The organism is Rhodococcus sp. SJ-3 (assembly GCF_051918125.1).
Lineage (GTDB): Bacteria > Actinomycetota > Actinomycetes > Mycobacteriales > Mycobacteriaceae > Rhodococcus.
The window spans coordinates 1,601,297-1,616,859 of the sequence record NZ_CM123306.1; the positions used below are offsets into that span (position 1 = coordinate 1,601,297).

The 15,563-nt window shown below is 66.1% G+C and carries 14 protein-coding genes; 6 read left to right on the forward strand and 8 right to left on the reverse strand.

Annotated elements, in window-relative coordinates:
• Positions 1-2: 2 nt before the first annotated feature.
• The 3 genes from ACTDXD_RS07145 to ACTDXD_RS07155 all read right to left on the reverse strand — a co-directional run bounded on the left by ACTDXD_RS07145 (position 3) and on the right by ACTDXD_RS07155 (position 3,483).
• Positions 3-1,160, reverse strand: a complete 1,158-nt coding sequence (locus ACTDXD_RS07145) for an acyl-CoA dehydrogenase family protein (RefSeq protein ID WP_440126388.1) — start codon at positions 1,158-1,160, stop codon at positions 3-5.
• Between the two features lie 24 nt (positions 1,161-1,184).
• Positions 1,185-1,994, reverse strand: coding sequence for a crotonase/enoyl-CoA hydratase family protein (locus ACTDXD_RS07150; protein WP_440126389.1), 810 nt, complete (start codon positions 1,992-1,994; stop codon positions 1,185-1,187).
• A gap of 94 nt (positions 1,995-2,088) precedes the next feature.
• Positions 2,089-3,483 carry an ABC1 kinase family protein gene (locus ACTDXD_RS07155; RefSeq protein WP_440126390.1) on the reverse strand — a complete coding sequence of 465 codons (1,395 nt, stop codon included), beginning with the start codon at positions 3,481-3,483 and terminating at the stop codon, positions 2,089-2,091.
• A gap of 235 nt (positions 3,484-3,718) precedes the next feature.
• On the opposite strand from ACTDXD_RS07155, the gene ACTDXD_RS07160 reads away from it, so the two are divergent.
• The gene (locus tag ACTDXD_RS07160) at positions 3,719-4,738 is read left to right on the forward strand and encodes a sigma-70 family RNA polymerase sigma factor (RefSeq protein WP_440126391.1); all 1,020 of its coding nucleotides are present in this window, start codon (positions 3,719-3,721) and stop codon (positions 4,736-4,738) included.
• Here ACTDXD_RS07160 and ACTDXD_RS07165 read toward each other — a convergent pair.
• Together ACTDXD_RS07165 and ACTDXD_RS07170 are read right to left on the reverse strand one after the other, a co-directional pair.
• Complete coding sequence (locus ACTDXD_RS07165; protein ID WP_440126392.1) at positions 4,729-5,190, reverse strand: VOC family protein; 462 nt, start codon at positions 5,188-5,190, stop codon at positions 4,729-4,731. The genes ACTDXD_RS07160 and ACTDXD_RS07165 overlap by 10 nt on opposite strands.
• A gap of 79 nt (positions 5,191-5,269) precedes the next feature.
• Positions 5,270-5,806 carry a hypothetical protein gene (locus ACTDXD_RS07170; protein WP_440126393.1) on the reverse strand — a complete coding sequence of 179 codons (537 nt, stop codon included), beginning with the start codon at positions 5,804-5,806 and terminating at the stop codon, positions 5,270-5,272.
• Positions 5,807-5,921: 115 nt separating this feature from the next.
• On the opposite strand from ACTDXD_RS07170, the gene ACTDXD_RS07175 reads away from it, so the two are divergent.
• From ACTDXD_RS07175 to ACTDXD_RS07185, 3 genes are read left to right on the forward strand one after another with little or no spacing between them, the layout of a single operon-like run.
• Positions 5,922-7,112 (forward strand): sensor histidine kinase, encoded by a 1,191-nt coding sequence (locus ACTDXD_RS07175; RefSeq protein ID WP_440126394.1) that lies wholly within the window; start codon positions 5,922-5,924, stop codon positions 7,110-7,112.
• On the forward strand, positions 7,109-7,747 hold the full coding sequence (locus tag ACTDXD_RS07180) for a response regulator (RefSeq protein WP_440126395.1): 639 nt from the start codon (positions 7,109-7,111) through the stop codon (positions 7,745-7,747). Before ACTDXD_RS07175 ends, ACTDXD_RS07180 begins: the two co-directional genes overlap by 4 nt.
• Before the next feature lie 33 nt (positions 7,748-7,780).
• On the forward strand, positions 7,781-8,719 hold the full coding sequence (locus ACTDXD_RS07185) for a PaaI family thioesterase (protein ID WP_440126396.1): 939 nt from the start codon (positions 7,781-7,783) through the stop codon (positions 8,717-8,719).
• Here ACTDXD_RS07185 and ACTDXD_RS07190 read toward each other — a convergent pair.
• A complete protein-coding gene (locus ACTDXD_RS07190) occupies positions 8,697-9,944 on the reverse strand; it encodes a serine hydrolase domain-containing protein (protein WP_440126397.1) in 1,248 nt (415 codons plus the stop codon). The two genes, ACTDXD_RS07185 and ACTDXD_RS07190, sit on opposite strands and share 23 nt — an antisense overlap.
• A 116-nt stretch (positions 9,945-10,060) precedes the next feature.
• Between ACTDXD_RS07190 and ACTDXD_RS07195 the strand changes: the two genes are divergently transcribed.
• A complete protein-coding gene (locus ACTDXD_RS07195) occupies positions 10,061-12,028 on the forward strand; it encodes a M13 family metallopeptidase (RefSeq protein WP_440126398.1) in 1,968 nt (655 codons plus the stop codon).
• Positions 12,029-12,097: 69 nt separating this feature from the next.
• On the opposite strand, the gene ACTDXD_RS07200 is transcribed toward ACTDXD_RS07195, so the two are convergent.
• Positions 12,098-12,835: a M23 family metallopeptidase gene (locus tag ACTDXD_RS07200; protein ID WP_440127565.1), complete on the reverse strand. Its 738-nt coding sequence runs from the start codon at positions 12,833-12,835 to the stop codon at positions 12,098-12,100.
• 278 nt (positions 12,836-13,113) lie between these two features.
• Positions 13,114-13,830, reverse strand: a complete 717-nt coding sequence (locus tag ACTDXD_RS07205) for an enoyl-CoA hydratase/isomerase family protein (RefSeq protein ID WP_440126399.1) — start codon at positions 13,828-13,830, stop codon at positions 13,114-13,116.
• A 163-nt stretch (positions 13,831-13,993) separates the two neighbouring features.
• Between ACTDXD_RS07205 and ACTDXD_RS07210 the strand changes: the two genes are divergently transcribed.
• Positions 13,994-15,544: an AMP-binding protein gene (locus ACTDXD_RS07210; protein ID WP_440126400.1), complete on the forward strand. Its 1,551-nt coding sequence runs from the start codon at positions 13,994-13,996 to the stop codon at positions 15,542-15,544.
• Positions 15,545-15,563 lie beyond the last annotated feature (19 nt).

Consider the following 15,563-nt stretch of genomic DNA (forward strand, 5'->3'; position numbering starts at 1 on the left):
CTCTACAGCCCCAGATCCTTGGAGATGATCGTCTTCATGACTTCGCTGGTGCCACCGTAGATCCGCGTGACACGCGTGTCGGCGTAGAGACGTGCGATCGGGTACTCGGTGATGTAGCCGTAGCCGCCGTGCAACTGCAGGCACTTGTCGATGACCCGGCCTGCGACCTCCGTGCAGAACAGCTTGGCGCGCGCGGCGTCGGCGACCGACAGTTCCTTGCGGTCGAGCAGTTCGAGGCAGTGGTCGACGTAGACACGCGCCGCCTGCGTTTCGGCGGAGCACTCGGCTAGCACGAACTTCGAATTCTGGAACGAGGCGACCGGCTTCCCGAACACCTTGCGGTCCTGGGTGTATGCGATCGCGTGCGAGATCGCAGCCTCGGCGAAGCCCACCTGGTTCAGCGCGATGGCAAGACGTTCCTGCGGCAGGTTGTGCGCGAGGTATCCGAAGCCGGCGCCTTCTTCACCGAGGAGATTCTCGACCGGAACCTTGACATCGCTGTAGGACAGCTCGGCGGTGTCCTGCTGATGCAGGCCGATCTTGTTGAGCTTGCGGCCGACGGCGAAGCCCTCGGTCGCGGTGGGGACGGCGATGATCGACAGACCACCACGCCGGTCCTCCGGATCGAACGGCGAGGTGCGGCACACCGTGAGGATCAGATCAGCGGTGGCGCCACCGGTGATGAAGGTCTTGGCGCCGTTGACGATGTAGTGCGAGCCGTCTTCCGACAGCTTCGCGGTGGTCGCGATGTTCGCGAGGTCGGAACCGGTGCCCGGCTCGGTCATGGCGATGGCGGTCATCATCGAGCCGTCCGCGAAGCCCGGGAGCCAGCGCTTCCGCTGCTCCTCGGTGGCGTACTCGAGCAGGTAGGGCAGGATCAGGCAGGCGTGGACGGTGTAACCGCCGAAGGACACACCGGCGCGCGCGACCTCTTCGAACACGATCGTGTTGTAGATGAAGCTGGATTCGCCGCCGCCGCCGAACTCTTCGGGCACCTGGATGCCGAGGATGCCGAGTTCACCGAGCCGGCGGAAGAACTCACGCGGCGGGTGTCCGAGCTCGTCCCACTCCTCACGATGCGGTGCAACGTCGCGCTCGATGAAATCCCGCACCATCTGGCGGAACGCGTCGTGCTCTTCGGTGAGGATCGTCCTCTTCACGATATGAATTCCTTCTGCTCTGGGTTACTTGCCGGTGAAGTTGCCCGGGCGGCGGTCCATGAACGCCGCGAGTGCTTCTCGATGGTCTTCGGTGTGGTGCGAGAGCGCCTGAAGCGACGCGGACAGCTCGAGGAGGGTGTCGAGGTCGACGCGCTGTCCTTCGCGGAGCAGCTTCTTGGTCATGCGCAGCGCGTGCGGCGGGTTGACGGCGACACGTTCAGCGAGCGCGCGTGCGGTCTCGAGCAGCTCCTCGGGCGCGACCACCTGCGACACCATGCCCCAGTCGAGGGCGGTGGCGGCGTCGACGCGATCACCGGTGAACGCCATCTCGGCGGCGCGGGCGGCGCCGATCGCGCGCGGCAGCAGCCACGCGCCGCCGTCACCGGGGATGATGCCGAGTTTCACGAAACTCTCCGCGAAGAATGCCTTGGTCGACGCGACCCGCATGTCGCACATCATCGCCAGGTCGCAGCCCGCGCCGACAGCGGGGCCGTTGACGGCCGCGATGATCGGCACCTCGCAGTGGAAGATCGCTTTGGGCAGTCGCTGGATTCCGCGCCGGTAGCCGTCTCGGAGGGCGTGCGGTGCACCGGCGAACATGCCGGTGCGATCGACCATGTCCTTGACGTTGCCGCCCGCGGAGAAGGCCGAGCCTGCGCCGGTGAGGATCACGACGCGGGTCTCGACGTCGTCGTTCGCCTGGTCGACGAGTTCGACGAGGCGTTCGACGACGTCGTCTCCGGAGATCGGGTTCCGCGCTTCGGGAAGGTTGATCGTCCACGTGACGACGTGGCCGTCCCGTTCGGCGAGTACGACGTCCTGCGATGCACCCATGAAGTCGTGTTCCTTCCGTAGCAACGATGTTAGGTCGAACGATCGTTAAACTACGGTGCGCACCACAGGTTGTAAAGACCTCCCGCTCGTTCGGTCAGTCGGGCAGGCTCACACCCGATTCGGCGATTCTTATGGCTACTTCCTCAGGAAAGACATTGCAGAACACGAACGGGTCGCGGCCCAGCACCCACCCGGGCGCAAGCGCCGTCGCATACCGTTCGAAATAGCCGACCTGCTTGCCGAACAACACCAGCTCCTCCGGACTCGTGGTGTTCCATCGGCGTCCGAGCGACACGAGCGCACCGATCAACGCGCTGAGCCGCAGTTCCGAGAGATCACGTCCGAGCAGCGGGGCGAAGGTCTCCGCGACCTGCCTGCCGACCTCCGCATCGTCGACGTCGAGATCCTCCGCGACCCCGAGTTCACGGATACTGCGCGCAACCGAGGAGAAGTCGCCGTCGAGCAACGCCGAGCGGAACAATTCTCGCAGCACCGTCCGCCACTGCTCGGGGAGTTCACCGACGATCCCGAAGTCGAGCAACGCGACACGGCCGTCGTCGAGGTGCCACAGATTCCCGGCATGCACATCGCCGTGGAACGGGCCGTGCAGCAGTACCGCTTCGATCCACACCTTCACACCGCGCCGAACGAGCAGTGCGGTGTCGAGCCCCTCCTCCCCCGGCACGACACGGTCGAGGGGCGTGCCCGTGAGACGTTCCATACAGATCACCCGCGGCCCGCACCACTCCCAGTACACCTCGGGCACGGTGACGAATCGGTTGTCACCGAATGCCCCGATGTTGCTGCGGAAGCGGTCCTGCCGATCGCCTTCGACCGCAGCGTTGAGTTCGGTCATCGTCGCGTTGTAGAGGTCGCGGATGATCGCGGGAGTGTTGGCGATCCGGAAGAACTCGAAGATCTGCAGCATCTTGGCGCCGACGTACGCAGCGCGCAGATCGACGAGCATCCGCCGTGCGATCCCGGGTCGTTGCACCTTGATCACGGCTTCACGCCCGTCTCGGAGCACACACCCGTGAACCTGCGCGACCGAGGCCGCCGCGAGCGGCACATCCTCGAACGAGGAGAACATCTCGTCGATCCGGTGCCCGAGGTCCTCCTCGATGACCAGGCGGGCCTGCTCGGACGGAAAGGTGGGCACGTCGTCGAGCATGCGCAGGCAGGCGTCGGCGAGCGGAGCCGGGAACAGTCCCGGCGACGACGCGACGAGCTGACCGAGTTTCACGAACGTGGGGCCGAGGTGTTCGAATGCGTCGACGGTGCCGTGCGCGGCCGCATCGACGACACTGCGACGAGGCGCACGCCCGACGAGGCTCGTCGCAGCCCATCGCACCACTGCCCACGTCACGAATGCGACGAGCGCGAAGGCGACGACAACGGCGCGACCGAGTTCGGCGATCCCGAACCTGTCGAGCGGCGGAGTCTCGACGTGCAATGCATCGAGTGGCGGCCCACCCGCGAACGGACCCACGGGGCCCGCCCCATCCGACGCATCGTTCCGCCCGAAGTGTTCCTGCAACACCGGCCCCCAATCGTTCCTCCGTGCCCTCACCAGGACACGGCTTCGTCACGCTACCCGGATAACGGGCCTGATCGAAGCGTTCGTGACCACCGCGGGAAGCACCTGTGCAGACTGTTGCCTGTCGGTCCCCCGGACTACTCTCGGGCACGTAGTTGTTCAGGCAGTCGGACGAGGGCGGGGACCCATGACAGAACAGCTCCTAGACACCACATCGAGTGGCCTCGGCGATGCCGCATTCATGGACGCCGCCGAACCGTACCGGCGCGAACTGCTCGCGCATTGCTACCGCATGAGCGGTTCCCTGCACGACGCGGAAGACCTCGTGCAGGAGACCTATCTGCGGGCATGGCGCGGATACGATAACTTCGGCGGACGCTCGTCGTTGCGCACGTGGCTGCATCGCATCGCCACCAACGTGTGCCTCACGGCGCTCGAGGGACGCAAGCGCAGACCCTTGCCCACCGGGCTGGGCGCGCCGAGTTCCGATCCGACGGACGACCTCGTGACGCGTCAGGAAGTCCCCTGGCTCGAGCCGATCCCCGGTGGCTACACCGCCGACGGGCACACCGACGACCCGAGCGATCCCGCAACGATCGTCGCCTCACGCGACTCGATCCGGCTCGCGTTCGTCGCCGCGCTCCAGCACCTGTCTGCACGGCAACGCGCAGTACTCCTGCTGCGCGATGTACTGCAGTGGCGGGCAAGCGAAGTCGCCGCCGCACTCGACACCACCACCGCCGCCGTGAACAGCCTGCTGCAACGCGCCCGCGCGCAACTGCGCGACTCCCAGGCTTCGAACGTCGAACTCAGCGAACCCGACAGCGCTGAAACCCGCGCGCTCGTGAAGCGATGGGTCGAGGGGTTCGAGAAGTACGACATCGATTCGCTCGTCACGATGCTCACGGAGGACGCCATCTGGGAAATGCCGCCGTTCGACGGCTGGTATCAAGGCGCCGACGCCATCGTGACTCTGATCAAGTGCAATTGCCCGGCGGAAGGTCCGGGCGATCAGATCCTGCTCCCCACGGTGGCGAACGGACAGCCGGCCCTCGGACTCTATATGCGTGGTGACGACGGGCAGCATCGCCCGTTTCAACTCCAAGTCCTCGACATCGTCGACGGGAAGGTCGCGCACGCGACGGTCTTCTTCAGCGACGACATCGTCGGATTGTTCGCGCGCTTCGGGCTACCGGCTCACGCCTGAGCCGCACCGTCACCCTCGGGCGCCCACTGCGCAGCAGCGGCCTCGACATCCATCCACATGACCTCCCACACGTGGTTGTCGAGGTCGCGGAACGCGCGACTGTGTGAATAGCCGGCCATCTCCTCGTTGCCCTGCTGCCCACCGGGCGTGACCCATTCGCTGCCGCCTGCGGCGATCGCACTGTCGACCAACTGGTCCACCGCCTCGCGACTGTCAGCGGAGACGCACATCAGCACCTCGCGCGCAGTGGACGTGTCACAGATGTCGTCGTTGATGAATTCCCGGAATCGCGGCTTCTCGATCAGCATCACGAAGGTCTGTTCGTTGATCTCCAGGCACGCCGAGCCCTCGTCACAGAACATGTCGTTGAAAGTGAATCCGAGCTTGTCGAAGAAAGCGCGAGTCGCGGCGGCGTTCTCGACTGCAAGGTTGGCGAAGAGCATGCGGGACATCGGTATCTCCTTGAATCGGTCCGAGTGGAGCATTCGGAATAGACAGACACGCGCCCGATGGAAAACTCATCGCGTACGGTCATGTTTTGCTCAGGACCCACACCGGTCCGGTGATCAGCCAGATCACGGTGATGATGCCGAGAGTCGGGAACACGGCATTGAGGGCAGCGCTCTGCGCGTCGGTCGCGACGGTCGCACCGAGTCCCAGGATCGCGGCGCCACTGATCCCGGCCGCGATGAGCCAGCGTCCGAAGCTCGCGCACTCGTGCCGGAACGCTTCCGCCCCTTCCTTCGGCGGCGGCGCGGGCTTCTCACCACCGGCGAACAGATAGGAGAAGCGACCATCGGCCCAGCGGACGATGCTGGGTCCGAACGCGACGCTCACCCCCAGGTAGATTCCGGCGATTCGGTGGATGTAGCCGACTTCCGTGCCGTTCCGCAGATCGAGTGCCACCGCGGCGAGCAATACCACGTCGATCACCGGGATCAGTGCGAGCGCAACTGCGCCGACCTTCGGTAGACGCAGCAGATATCGGAGCACGAGGCCGAGTGCGAGAACAACCCAGAACCCGATCTCGCTGGCGATGATGAATGCGGTGATGTGGCTGGTGAACATGGATCGAGCATCGCGCCGGGAGGTGCACCGCCGCGTCCGCCGATCGGGTCGCGGGTCGTCATCACTTCGGATGACGACCGCCGAATCGGCCTGATCGCTGTGATCGAATGGCAGCGTGATCGACCGTTACGCACCCACGCTCATCGCACTCGCCTACTTCGCGTGCGGCGCGGTGCTGTATCTGCTGGACCTGGGCGCTCTGGTTGCCGAAGACGGAACGTCGACGGGCGTGCGCCTGCTCGTCCTCGCCGCCGTGTGCGTGCCGATCCTCCTGCGCCGGTCGCGCCCGCTGCTCGGACTGGCGCTGGCCTCGATTCCGGTCGCTGTCGACTTCGCACTCGGCCTGTCTCTGCCGGTGTGGCTCGCGTACGGCGATCTGCTGTTCGCAGCCGCGTTGTACGGCACTGCCCGGACGAGTGTGTTTCTCGAGCGGGCACCGATCGCGCCGATCGCGATACTCGCGGTCGGCGCCGGAATTTACACCGGCGAGCTGAGACCGGCGGTGTTCGTCGCGGCGATGGGCGTGCTCCTCATCTCACTGCCTGTGTGGTGGGCCCGATCGGTGCGCACCCACCGCGACGCCGCCGAGGCCGAGCGCGTCAAGGCGCAGGCACTCGCCCAGGTCTCCGAACTCGACCGCGCCGCCGCAATCACCGCTGAACGGCAGCATCTCGCGCGCGACCTGCACGACATCGTCGCCGGGCACCTGTCGGCGATCGCGATCCAGAGCGAAGCGGCGCTGCGGCTGCGCGAACGCGATCCGCAGAAAGCGATGACGGTCCTCGAGTCGGTTCGCACCAACAGCGTCGAAGCGCTCAGGGAGATGCAGTCGATGGTGACATTGCTGCGCAGCGAGGACGCGCGCGACGACGCCGCCACCGCCGGACGTCTCGCCGACCTGTCCGGCCTTGTCTCATCGGCCGAGGCGAGCGGCAGCACCGTCACAATCGATGCGCGCGGGCTTCCCGAATTCGACGCCGAAGTCGACGTGACCGCCTACCGCATCATCCAAGAAGCCCTGACGAATGCCACCAAGCACGCGCCCGGGCAGCCCGTACTCGTGTGCCTCGCGGCCGACCGTCGCGAACTGACCATCCGGATCTCGAACCCGCTCGGGCTCGCGAACACCAGACCTGTCGAGGTAGCTCCCGGCCGTGATACAGCTTGCGAGAGGGCGGAACGGCAGGGGCTGCGCAATATCGCGGAACGCGCCGCCGCGATCGGTGGTGGTGCCCGCTCCCGGATCGTCGACAATCAGTGGCAAACGGAAGTACAGCTGCCCTTGCGAAACGGAGCGACCCGGTGACCATCACAATCCTGCTGGCCGACGATCACACCGCGATCCGCAGCGGCCTGCGGATGATCCTCGAGTCCGACCCCGACATCGAGGTGGTCGGCGAAGCCGCAGACGGCGCCGTCGCCGTGTCGCAGGTACACGCACTGCAACCCGATGTGGTGCTGATGGATATCCGGATGCCGGGAACCGACGGCATCGCCGCCACGCGCATCATCACCTCGGAAACCGGCAGCCGGGTGCTCGTACTCACCAGCTTCGAGGTCGACGAGTACGTATTCGACAGCTTGCGGGCCGGTGCGGGCGGTTACCTCCTCAAAACTGCATCCGCCGATGCTCTGCTGCACGCGATCCGGTCGGTGCACGCGGGCGACGGGGTACTCGCGCCGGAGGTCACCCGAACGGTGATCGATGCATTCGCAGCCGTGTGCGAGCGCACACCCGTGCCGGTCCCCGCCCTCGATACCCTCACCGGCAGGGAACGCGAGGTGTTCGATCTCATCGGCGAGGGCCTGTCCAACAGACAGATCGCCACCCGCCTCGGCGTCAGCGAGACCACCGTCAAGACGCATGTCGCGCGGGTTCTGCACAAGCTGGATCTGCAATCACGGATCCAGGCCGCGATCCTCGCGCACGAGTCCCGCTGAGTCCTCCACCACTGCCTGAGCGACAATCGAGGCATGACGCTCGATACTTCCACGTTCCCGATCGACCGACCCACCACCTACACGGGGGTCGGGGTGAGCGTGGGCCCGCCCGACTCGGTCTCGGTGACGCAGAGGGTCGGCCCCACCTTCTTCGACCACCGCGGGCAGGTCACGATCTCGGCCCTCGGCGCTTTGTCCGACATCGTCGGAGCAGCCCCCGCCGGTGTCGCCAGGGAGTACGCCACCGGACTCCGTGCGCAAGGCGTGCTCGCACAGCTCACAGCGTCGACCGCACATCCGTTCCCGCATGCCGGCCAGGTCTCCGGGGTCGGACGCAGCATGCATTTCGACGACACCTCGGGTCTGTCGTCGGCAGAGATCGTCGATGAGCACGGCAACCTCGTCATGCACCTGACCGGACGAACCATCGTCGTCGGACGCACGCCCGTCGACGGCGGCGGCGCGCAGACCGAGGCCTTCCCCACCGCCCCGGACGAGCACGAGCCATGGATCGACGGCGATGTCCTCGCCTCCACGTCCGGGCTCGACATTGTCAGCGGCATCGCGGCCGGCACTCTGCCGAGAGGTCCGCTCGCCGGGATGCACGACCTTCGGGTGCACAACGTCGAACGCGGTGCGGTGCACGCCACCGTCGCACCGAGCCAGTGGATGACGAACTTCATCGGCTCGATCCAGGGCGGCGTGCTTCTCTCGATCGCCGAGATCGTCACCGGACTCGCGGCGCAGACCCTCACCGACGTGGGCGGGCAGTATCGGATGCTTCAGATCACCCTCGACTACCTACGTTCTCCCGCGGTGCCCGGACCGGTCGTGCAGGTGCAGTCCGACGTGGTGCGGGCCGGGCGACGTCTCGCGTCACTGGAAACGCTGCTGACCGGGGAGGACGGCACGGTGTATGTGCGGGCGTACGCGAGCGTGCAGCTGTTCTCTACGCCTGCCGGGCAGCAGTGACGGCTGCCGCCCCGAGCCGCGGGAATCGTCCGTCGGAGATCGTCGTGTAGGCGTTGCCCATCCGGTTGGTCACGAACGCGAACGACAGTCCGGTCTCGGGATCGGCGAATGCGCCGGAACCCCCGAAACCGTAGTGGCCGATGGACCTGAGCGGCTGCTGCCGCACCGCCACCCAAGCGGGGTGGTAGCCGAGTCGCCAGTTGGGACGGAAACCGAGAACGTAGTCGCGACGACGTGTCTGTACCTCGAGCAACTGCTCGACGGTCTCCTCCTTCAGCAGCCGGTGGCCACCGCTACCGTTCCGGGGCGCATCGTCGAGCGCACCCCCGTTCGCGAGCGCGCCGTACATCCGAGCCAGAGAACGCGCGGTGAATACGCCGTTCCAGCCTGGCATCACGGCGTCGTGGGCCCGGGGACTGCGCATCACCTCGTCGAATCCTTCCGCCATCCCCGCTTCGGCGAGGCCCTTGATACCCGGCATCCGCGACATCACCGCGCCCGCGGTCGCCCACGGCGCGGGCAGGAAGTTGACCTTGGGAAACACTCGCGCGATGCGGTGCCTCTGCTCGGGAGGCACGCGATACCAGAACTCCGCCGCCCCGAACTCCTCCGCGCCGAGCGGCTCGGCGATCTCCTGCCGAACGAGATCCTGGAACGGCACACCCGAGACCCGAGCGGCGACCTCCGCGACGAGGTTCCCGTAGGTCACGGCGTGATAGCCCGGTCCTGTCAGCCGACGCGGATCCGGGGGCGATGCCGCGAGTGCCGCAGCGACCTTCTCCGAGTCGAGGAGTCCGAAGCGTCCCGGGACGAGCCCGCGCGCTTTGTGGAGGCCCGCGCGATGCGACATGAGTTCGCGGACGGTGATGCTCTCTTTCCCGGCTTCGCCGAACTCCGGCCAGTACTGCGCGACCGGTGCGTCGTACGACACCAGGTCGCGCTCGGCGAGACGGTGCAGCACCGTGCTGGCGACACCTTTTCCGGTGGAGAAGGACAGCACGATCGTGTCGCTTGCCCAGCGACGCTGCTTGTCGGCCCACCCGGCCCAGATATCGAGAACCGGTTCGCCGTGCAGGTACGCGGCGATCGCGCCGCCTCCCTGACCCGGTTTCTCGAACATCCGGAAGAAGAGGTCGGCGACGGGTAGGAATCGCTCGTCGACGACCATCTCCGTGCGCATCGCCGCCTTCGACACCGGTTCGTCACCGCTGGCCACCGTGTTCATCTCCCCTCCGTAGGTTCCGGACCCGATGGTAGGGATCGGCCGGACGACGTGCGCAGGTTCTCCGGCGTTCGAGCACTTACTGCATCCGGACTGTTACGGGTGTAAGGATGGTTGGCATGACCACTGCGCACTCGGAGACCCGATCCGGAATCGATCTCGACCACGTCGACGAGGGCACCCGCGCCCAGGACGACCTGTTCGAGCACGTCAACGGCCGTTGGCTCACCGAACACGAGATCCCGGCCGACCGCGCCCTCGACGGCGCCTTCCGCACCCTCGCCGACAAGGCCGAGGTCGATGTGCGAACGATCATCGGGGAGGCAGCCGATTCCGATGCCGCGCCCGGAACGGACGCGCAGAGGATCGGCGACCTGTTCACGAGCTTCATGGACACCGCCACGATCGAGGCTGCCGGGCTCGGGCCCATCACCGACGAACTGTCGTCGGTCGCGGGTGCAGCCGACCGCGCCGCACTCGCAGCCGTGCTCGGACGGTTGCAGCGGGTGGGCGTCGGCGGCTCCTTCGGCCACTACGTCGACACCGATTCGAAGAACTCCCAGCGCTACCTCATGCACGTCGCGCAGGGCGGTATCGGCCTGCCCGACGAGTCCTACTACCGCGAGGACCAGTACGCCGAGATTCGCGACGAGTACGTCGCGCACATCGGCCGGATGTTCGCGCTCGCCGGCATCGATCATGATCCGCAGCGGGTGCTGGCGCTCGAGTCGAAACTGGCCGCTGGGCACTGGGACGTCGTCAAGCGGCGCGACGCCGACCTGACGTACAACCTCGTGACCCTCGATTCGGTGCTCACCGATCTCCCCGATTTCGACTGGATCGGCTGGATTACCGCGACAGGTGCCACCGCAGAGCAGTGGGCCGAGATCGTGGTGCGGCAGCCGAGCTTCCTCGAGGTGTTCACGCAGGTGTGGGCGGGTGAGTCGCTCGACGACTGGAAGGCGTGGGCGTCGTGGCGGGTGCTGCGCGCGCGTGCCCCGTACCTGACCGACGCGTTCGTCGACGAGAACTTCGCGTTCTACGGTCGCACGCTCACCGGCGCCGAGGAGATTCGTGAACGTTGGAAGCGCGGCGTGTCGCTGGTGCAGGACCTCCTCGGCGAATCGGTCGGCAAGCTCTACGTCGAACGTCACTTCCCGGCCGAAGCGAAGACCCGCATGCAGGTGCTCGTCGAGAATCTCACCGAGGCGTACCGGCAGAGCATCATCGATCTGGAGTGGATGAGCCCCGACACCCGGCAGGCGGCGCTCCGCAAGCTCGGCAAGTTCACCCCGAAGGTCGGCTACCCCGACAAGTGGCGGGACTACTCGGCGGTGACGATCACCCCCCGCGATGTGGTGGGCAACTACCGCAGCGGTTACGCGGCCGAGTACGACCGCGAACTCGCCAAGCTCGGCGGCCCCGTCGACCGGGACGAGTGGTTCATGACTCCGCAGACGGTCAACGCCTACTACAACCCGGGCATGAACGAGATCGTCTTCCCCGCGGCGATCCTGCAGCCGCCGTTCTTCGATCTGCATGCCGACGATGCCGCGAACTATGGCGGGATCGGCGCGGTCATCGGGCACGAGATCGGTCACGGCTTCGACGACCAGGGCGCCAAGTACGACGGCGACGGGAACCTCGAGAACTGGTGGACCGACTCGGACCGTAGCGAATTCGGCAAGCGCACTGCAGCTCTCATCGCCCAGTACGACGAGTTCGAACCGAAGGCACTTCCCGGCAAGCGCGTCAACGGCAGCTTCACGATCGGGGAGAACATCGGCGATCTGGGCGGACTGTCGATCGCGTTGAAGGCCTACGAGATCGCTCTCGGTGGCGAGGAGTCCCCGGTCATCGACGGGCTGACCGGACTGCAGCGGGTGTTCTTCGGGTGGGCGCAGGTGTGGCGCACAAAGGTGCGCGACGAGGAGGCGACGCGCAGGCTCGCCGTCGACCCGCATTCACCGCCGGAGTTCCGGTGCAACGGCGTCGTGCGCAACATCGATGCGTTCCACACCGCCTTCGATGTGAAGCCGGGTGATGCGCTCTACCTCGAACCCGAGGAGCGGGTGAAGATCTGGTGACCGTATGACGAAAGGGCCACGCGCACCCCCGACGGGTACGCGTGGCCCTTTCGTCTCCGGCCGAACCGACTACGACAGGTGCGCGCCGGGGACCGGGATGCCACGGCTCGCGAGCCACGGAGCCGGATCGATCTTGGTTCCGTCGGCGAGGTGGACCTCGTAGTGCAGGTGCGGTCCGGTGGATTGTCCGCGGTTGCCCATCGTGGCGATCTGGTCGCCGGCGCTGACCGGCTGGCCGACGGAGACCAGCGACTGATCGATGTGGCCGTAGACGCCGACGGTGCCGTCGTCCTGCTGCACGCGGACCCAGAGCCCGAATCCCGAGGCCGGTCCGGTCTCGATCACGTGACCATTGGTGACGGCGAGGATCGGTGTTCCGATAGGACCTGCGATGTCGATGCCGTTGTGGTTGGTGCCCCACCGGGCACCGTAACCGGAGGTGAAGACGCCTGCGGCCGGGAACACCGATGCGGGACGCCGCGCAGCTTCTTCGCGAGCAGCCTGCTCCGCCGCCTCACGCGCGATGCGATCCAGTTCGGCCTGATGAGCCGCGGCCGCCTCTGCGATGCGCTGCTGTTCGCGTTCCGTGGCCTTGCGCAGTTTCTCCGTGTAGCTCGACGCATCGACGCCCGGGATGGACAGCACCTGCGGAGCCGTGGACAGCGACTCACTGCTCCCCGTCCACGAGAGCCCGGCCTGCGCGCGGGCAGTCGTGCCAGTGACGGTCGTGTCAGTGGCGCCGGCAGCCGTCGTTCCGGCCGCCGTCACGGCCCCGGTAACGAGGACCACCGATATCCACCTCCCCATGCGCACGGCAGCGGGTCGGCGTCGGGATGTCACGGTCGGAGCAAGATTTTCGGCAGTGAAAGACAAAACAGCGTTCCTCTGAGCGGCCTCTCGGTAACGAAAGGGTTACGAATCCATCACAGAGTACGTGTCTTGCGTTCATCAGCGGCGTGTCGGTTTGACGCCAGTCGGTTCACTATTCAACGAAATGTCCGAAATTTCCCCACATGAGTCACACATACAACATGTACGCTCACCCATGACATCGAAAATGTGTGCGGCCTCACGCAGCCCGGGGGTTATTTTCCGCGGTTCATCACCTTGTCTGCGGCTTCCCAATGAGCCTCGGCGACCCACAATTGAGCAAACGCATCGATCGCCTCGTCCGGCGTCGCGCCGGAGATGACGCGCTTGATCGAACCCGAGGATTCGTTGACAAGCGAGCGTGCGAGCGAGCGCCAGCCCTCGTCGAACGACTCTCGCGGCAACACTCGATCGACGAGACCGATGCGATGAGCATCCTCGGCCCCGAGGATCACGCCGGACCCCGCAAGCATGAGTGCCTTGCCTCGACCCACGAGCGCGGCGAGCCGCTCGGCCCCGCCCCACGCGGGCATGATCGCGAGCGAGACCTGATTGAACCCGATCTTGATGTCGTGAGCAGCGACGCGGATATCGGCCGACACGGCGAACTCCGCGCCGCCTCCGAGCGCATGGCCGTTGAGCGCTGCCACCACCGGACCCGGAAAAGCGGCGATCCTGTCACAGATCGTGCGCATGCGCCGCGCCATGCCCGCAGCCTCTTCCACCGTCCGCAGCTTGGCCAGTTCCTTGAGGTCGCCTCCCGAGACGAAAGCGCGGTCGCCGGCGCCGGTGATGACCAGCACGCGGGCGTCGCCCACCTTGTCGAGCGTCTCATCGAGCCGGTCCATCGTTTCGAGCGAGATCGCATTGCGCGCCTGCGGACGATCGATCGTGAGGACCGCCAATCCGTCGTCCAGTTCGAGCTCGACCATAGGGCAATTCTCCCAGGTGATATTGGAATTCTTACTTATGGAGAATAACATGCTCACATGCCGGTGAAGGCCGGCAGGAACTCCGCCGACGCCGCGGTGTACCTCGGCGCGGCTCCGCAACCACCAGGAGCGACACGCTCCGCAACCACCTGGAGCGCAACAGATGCGGCAGATACCTCCCGAGCTCGTCGAACGCTACGAAAACGAAGGATGGTGGACGCGCGACACACTCGGCGACCTCCTTGCCCGCGGCCTGAAAGCGGCCCCGGACACCGAATTCCGAGTCTTCTCCGACGTACGCCCCTGGGAGGGAACGTTCGCCGACGTCGACCTCATGGCGCGGCGGCTCGCGTCCGGCCTGCACAAACGCGGCGTCGGCCCCGGCGACACGGTCGCATTCCAGCTCCCCAACTGGATGGAGGCCGCGGCGGTCTTCTGGGCATCGTCGTTCCTCGGCGCCGCGATCGTGCCGATCGTCCACTTCTACGGGCGCAAGGAACTTGCCTACATTCTGGGCGAGGCGAAGCCCAAGGCGTTCGTGAGCGCGGAGCGCTTCGGCAGCATGGAGTTCCAACCCGACCTGTGCTCCGACATCCCGATCGTCGGCGTCGTGGGCCAGGATTCGTTCGAAGACCTGCTCGACGACGAACCGTTCGAGGGCGTGTTGCCCACCGACACGGCAGGCCCCGCACTGTTCGCGTTCACGTCCGGCACCACGAGCAATCCCAAGGGTGTGATCCACAGCCATCGGAGTATCGGATGCGAGACCCGGCAACTCTCCGCGCGCTACCCTGCCGACCGCGGCAAGCAGTTGACCGCCGCGCCGGTCGGCCATTTCATCGGCATGGTCAATGCCTTCCTCATCCCGATCCTCGACGGCAGCCCTATCAACCTGCTGGACGTGTGGAATCCCGAGCGAGCACTCGAACTCATGGAAAGCGACGCGCTCGTGGTCGGCGGTGGCGCCACCTACTTCATGACGAGCCTCGTCGATCATCCCGATTTCTCCCCTGAGCGGCACATCCCGTTCATGAAGTACGCGGGCCTCGGCGGATCCACAGTTCCGGCAGCGGTGACACGCCGGCTCGCCGACTACGGCATCACGGTTTTCCGCGCCTACGGCAGCACCGAACACCCGTCCATCACGAGCTCACTGCCGACAGCCCCGGAGGACAAACGGCTCTACACCGACGGCAACCCTGCACCGGGTGTGGAGATCCGGCTGACCGACGAAGGAGAGATCCTCAGCCGCGGACCGGATCTGTGCGCCGGGTACACCGACCCGGCACTCACCGCGAAAGCGTTCGACGACGAGGGCTGGTACCACACCGGCGACATCGGAGTACTCGACGACGACGGCTATCTCACCATCACCGACCGCAAGGCCGACTTCATCATCCGTGGTGGCGAGAACATCAGCGCCCTCGAGGTGGAGGAGGTACTGCTCACCCTCCCGTCGGTGGCGGAGGCCGCGGTCGTCTCGGCCCCCGACGAACGCCTCGGCGAACATGCCGCAGCGGTCCTGAGGCTGCATCCGGGGCACACCCTGCCCACCCTCGACGACATGAGGACGCACTTCGCGCAGGCGGGAATCGCGAAGCAGAAATGGCCGGAGGAACTGCACGAGATCGCAGACTTCCCGCGCACCGCAAGCGGCAAGATCCAGAAGTTCTTGGTCCGAAAGGATATTGCGGCACGCATCGTAAGAGAATAGTATTCTCACAACGAGAGAA

Coding starts and splice junctions, on each gene's coding strand:
- ACTDXD_RS07190 (WP_440126397.1), bottom strand. CDS start 9,944: ATGAACACGGTGGCCAGCGGTGACGAACCGGTGTCGAAGGCGGCGATG.
- ACTDXD_RS07205 (WP_440126399.1), bottom strand. CDS start 13,830: ATGGTCGAGCTCGAACTGGACGACGGATTGGCGGTCCTCACGATCGAT.
- ACTDXD_RS07150 (WP_440126389.1), bottom strand. CDS start 1,994: ATGGGTGCATCGCAGGACGTCGTACTCGCCGAACGGGACGGCCACGTC.
- ACTDXD_RS07185 (WP_440126396.1), top strand. CDS start 7,781: ATGACGCTCGATACTTCCACGTTCCCGATCGACCGACCCACCACCTAC.
- ACTDXD_RS07200 (WP_440127565.1), bottom strand. CDS start 12,835: ATGGGGAGGTGGATATCGGTGGTCCTCGTTACCGGGGCCGTGACGGCG.
- ACTDXD_RS07195 (WP_440126398.1), top strand. CDS start 10,061: ATGACCACTGCGCACTCGGAGACCCGATCCGGAATCGATCTCGACCAC.
- ACTDXD_RS07160 (WP_440126391.1), top strand. CDS start 3,719: ATGACAGAACAGCTCCTAGACACCACATCGAGTGGCCTCGGCGATGCC.
- ACTDXD_RS07170 (WP_440126393.1), bottom strand. CDS start 5,806: ATGTTCACCAGCCACATCACCGCATTCATCATCGCCAGCGAGATCGGG.
- ACTDXD_RS07165 (WP_440126392.1), bottom strand. CDS start 5,190: ATGTCCCGCATGCTCTTCGCCAACCTTGCAGTCGAGAACGCCGCCGCG.
- ACTDXD_RS07210 (WP_440126400.1), top strand. CDS start 13,994: ATGCGGCAGATACCTCCCGAGCTCGTCGAACGCTACGAAAACGAAGGA.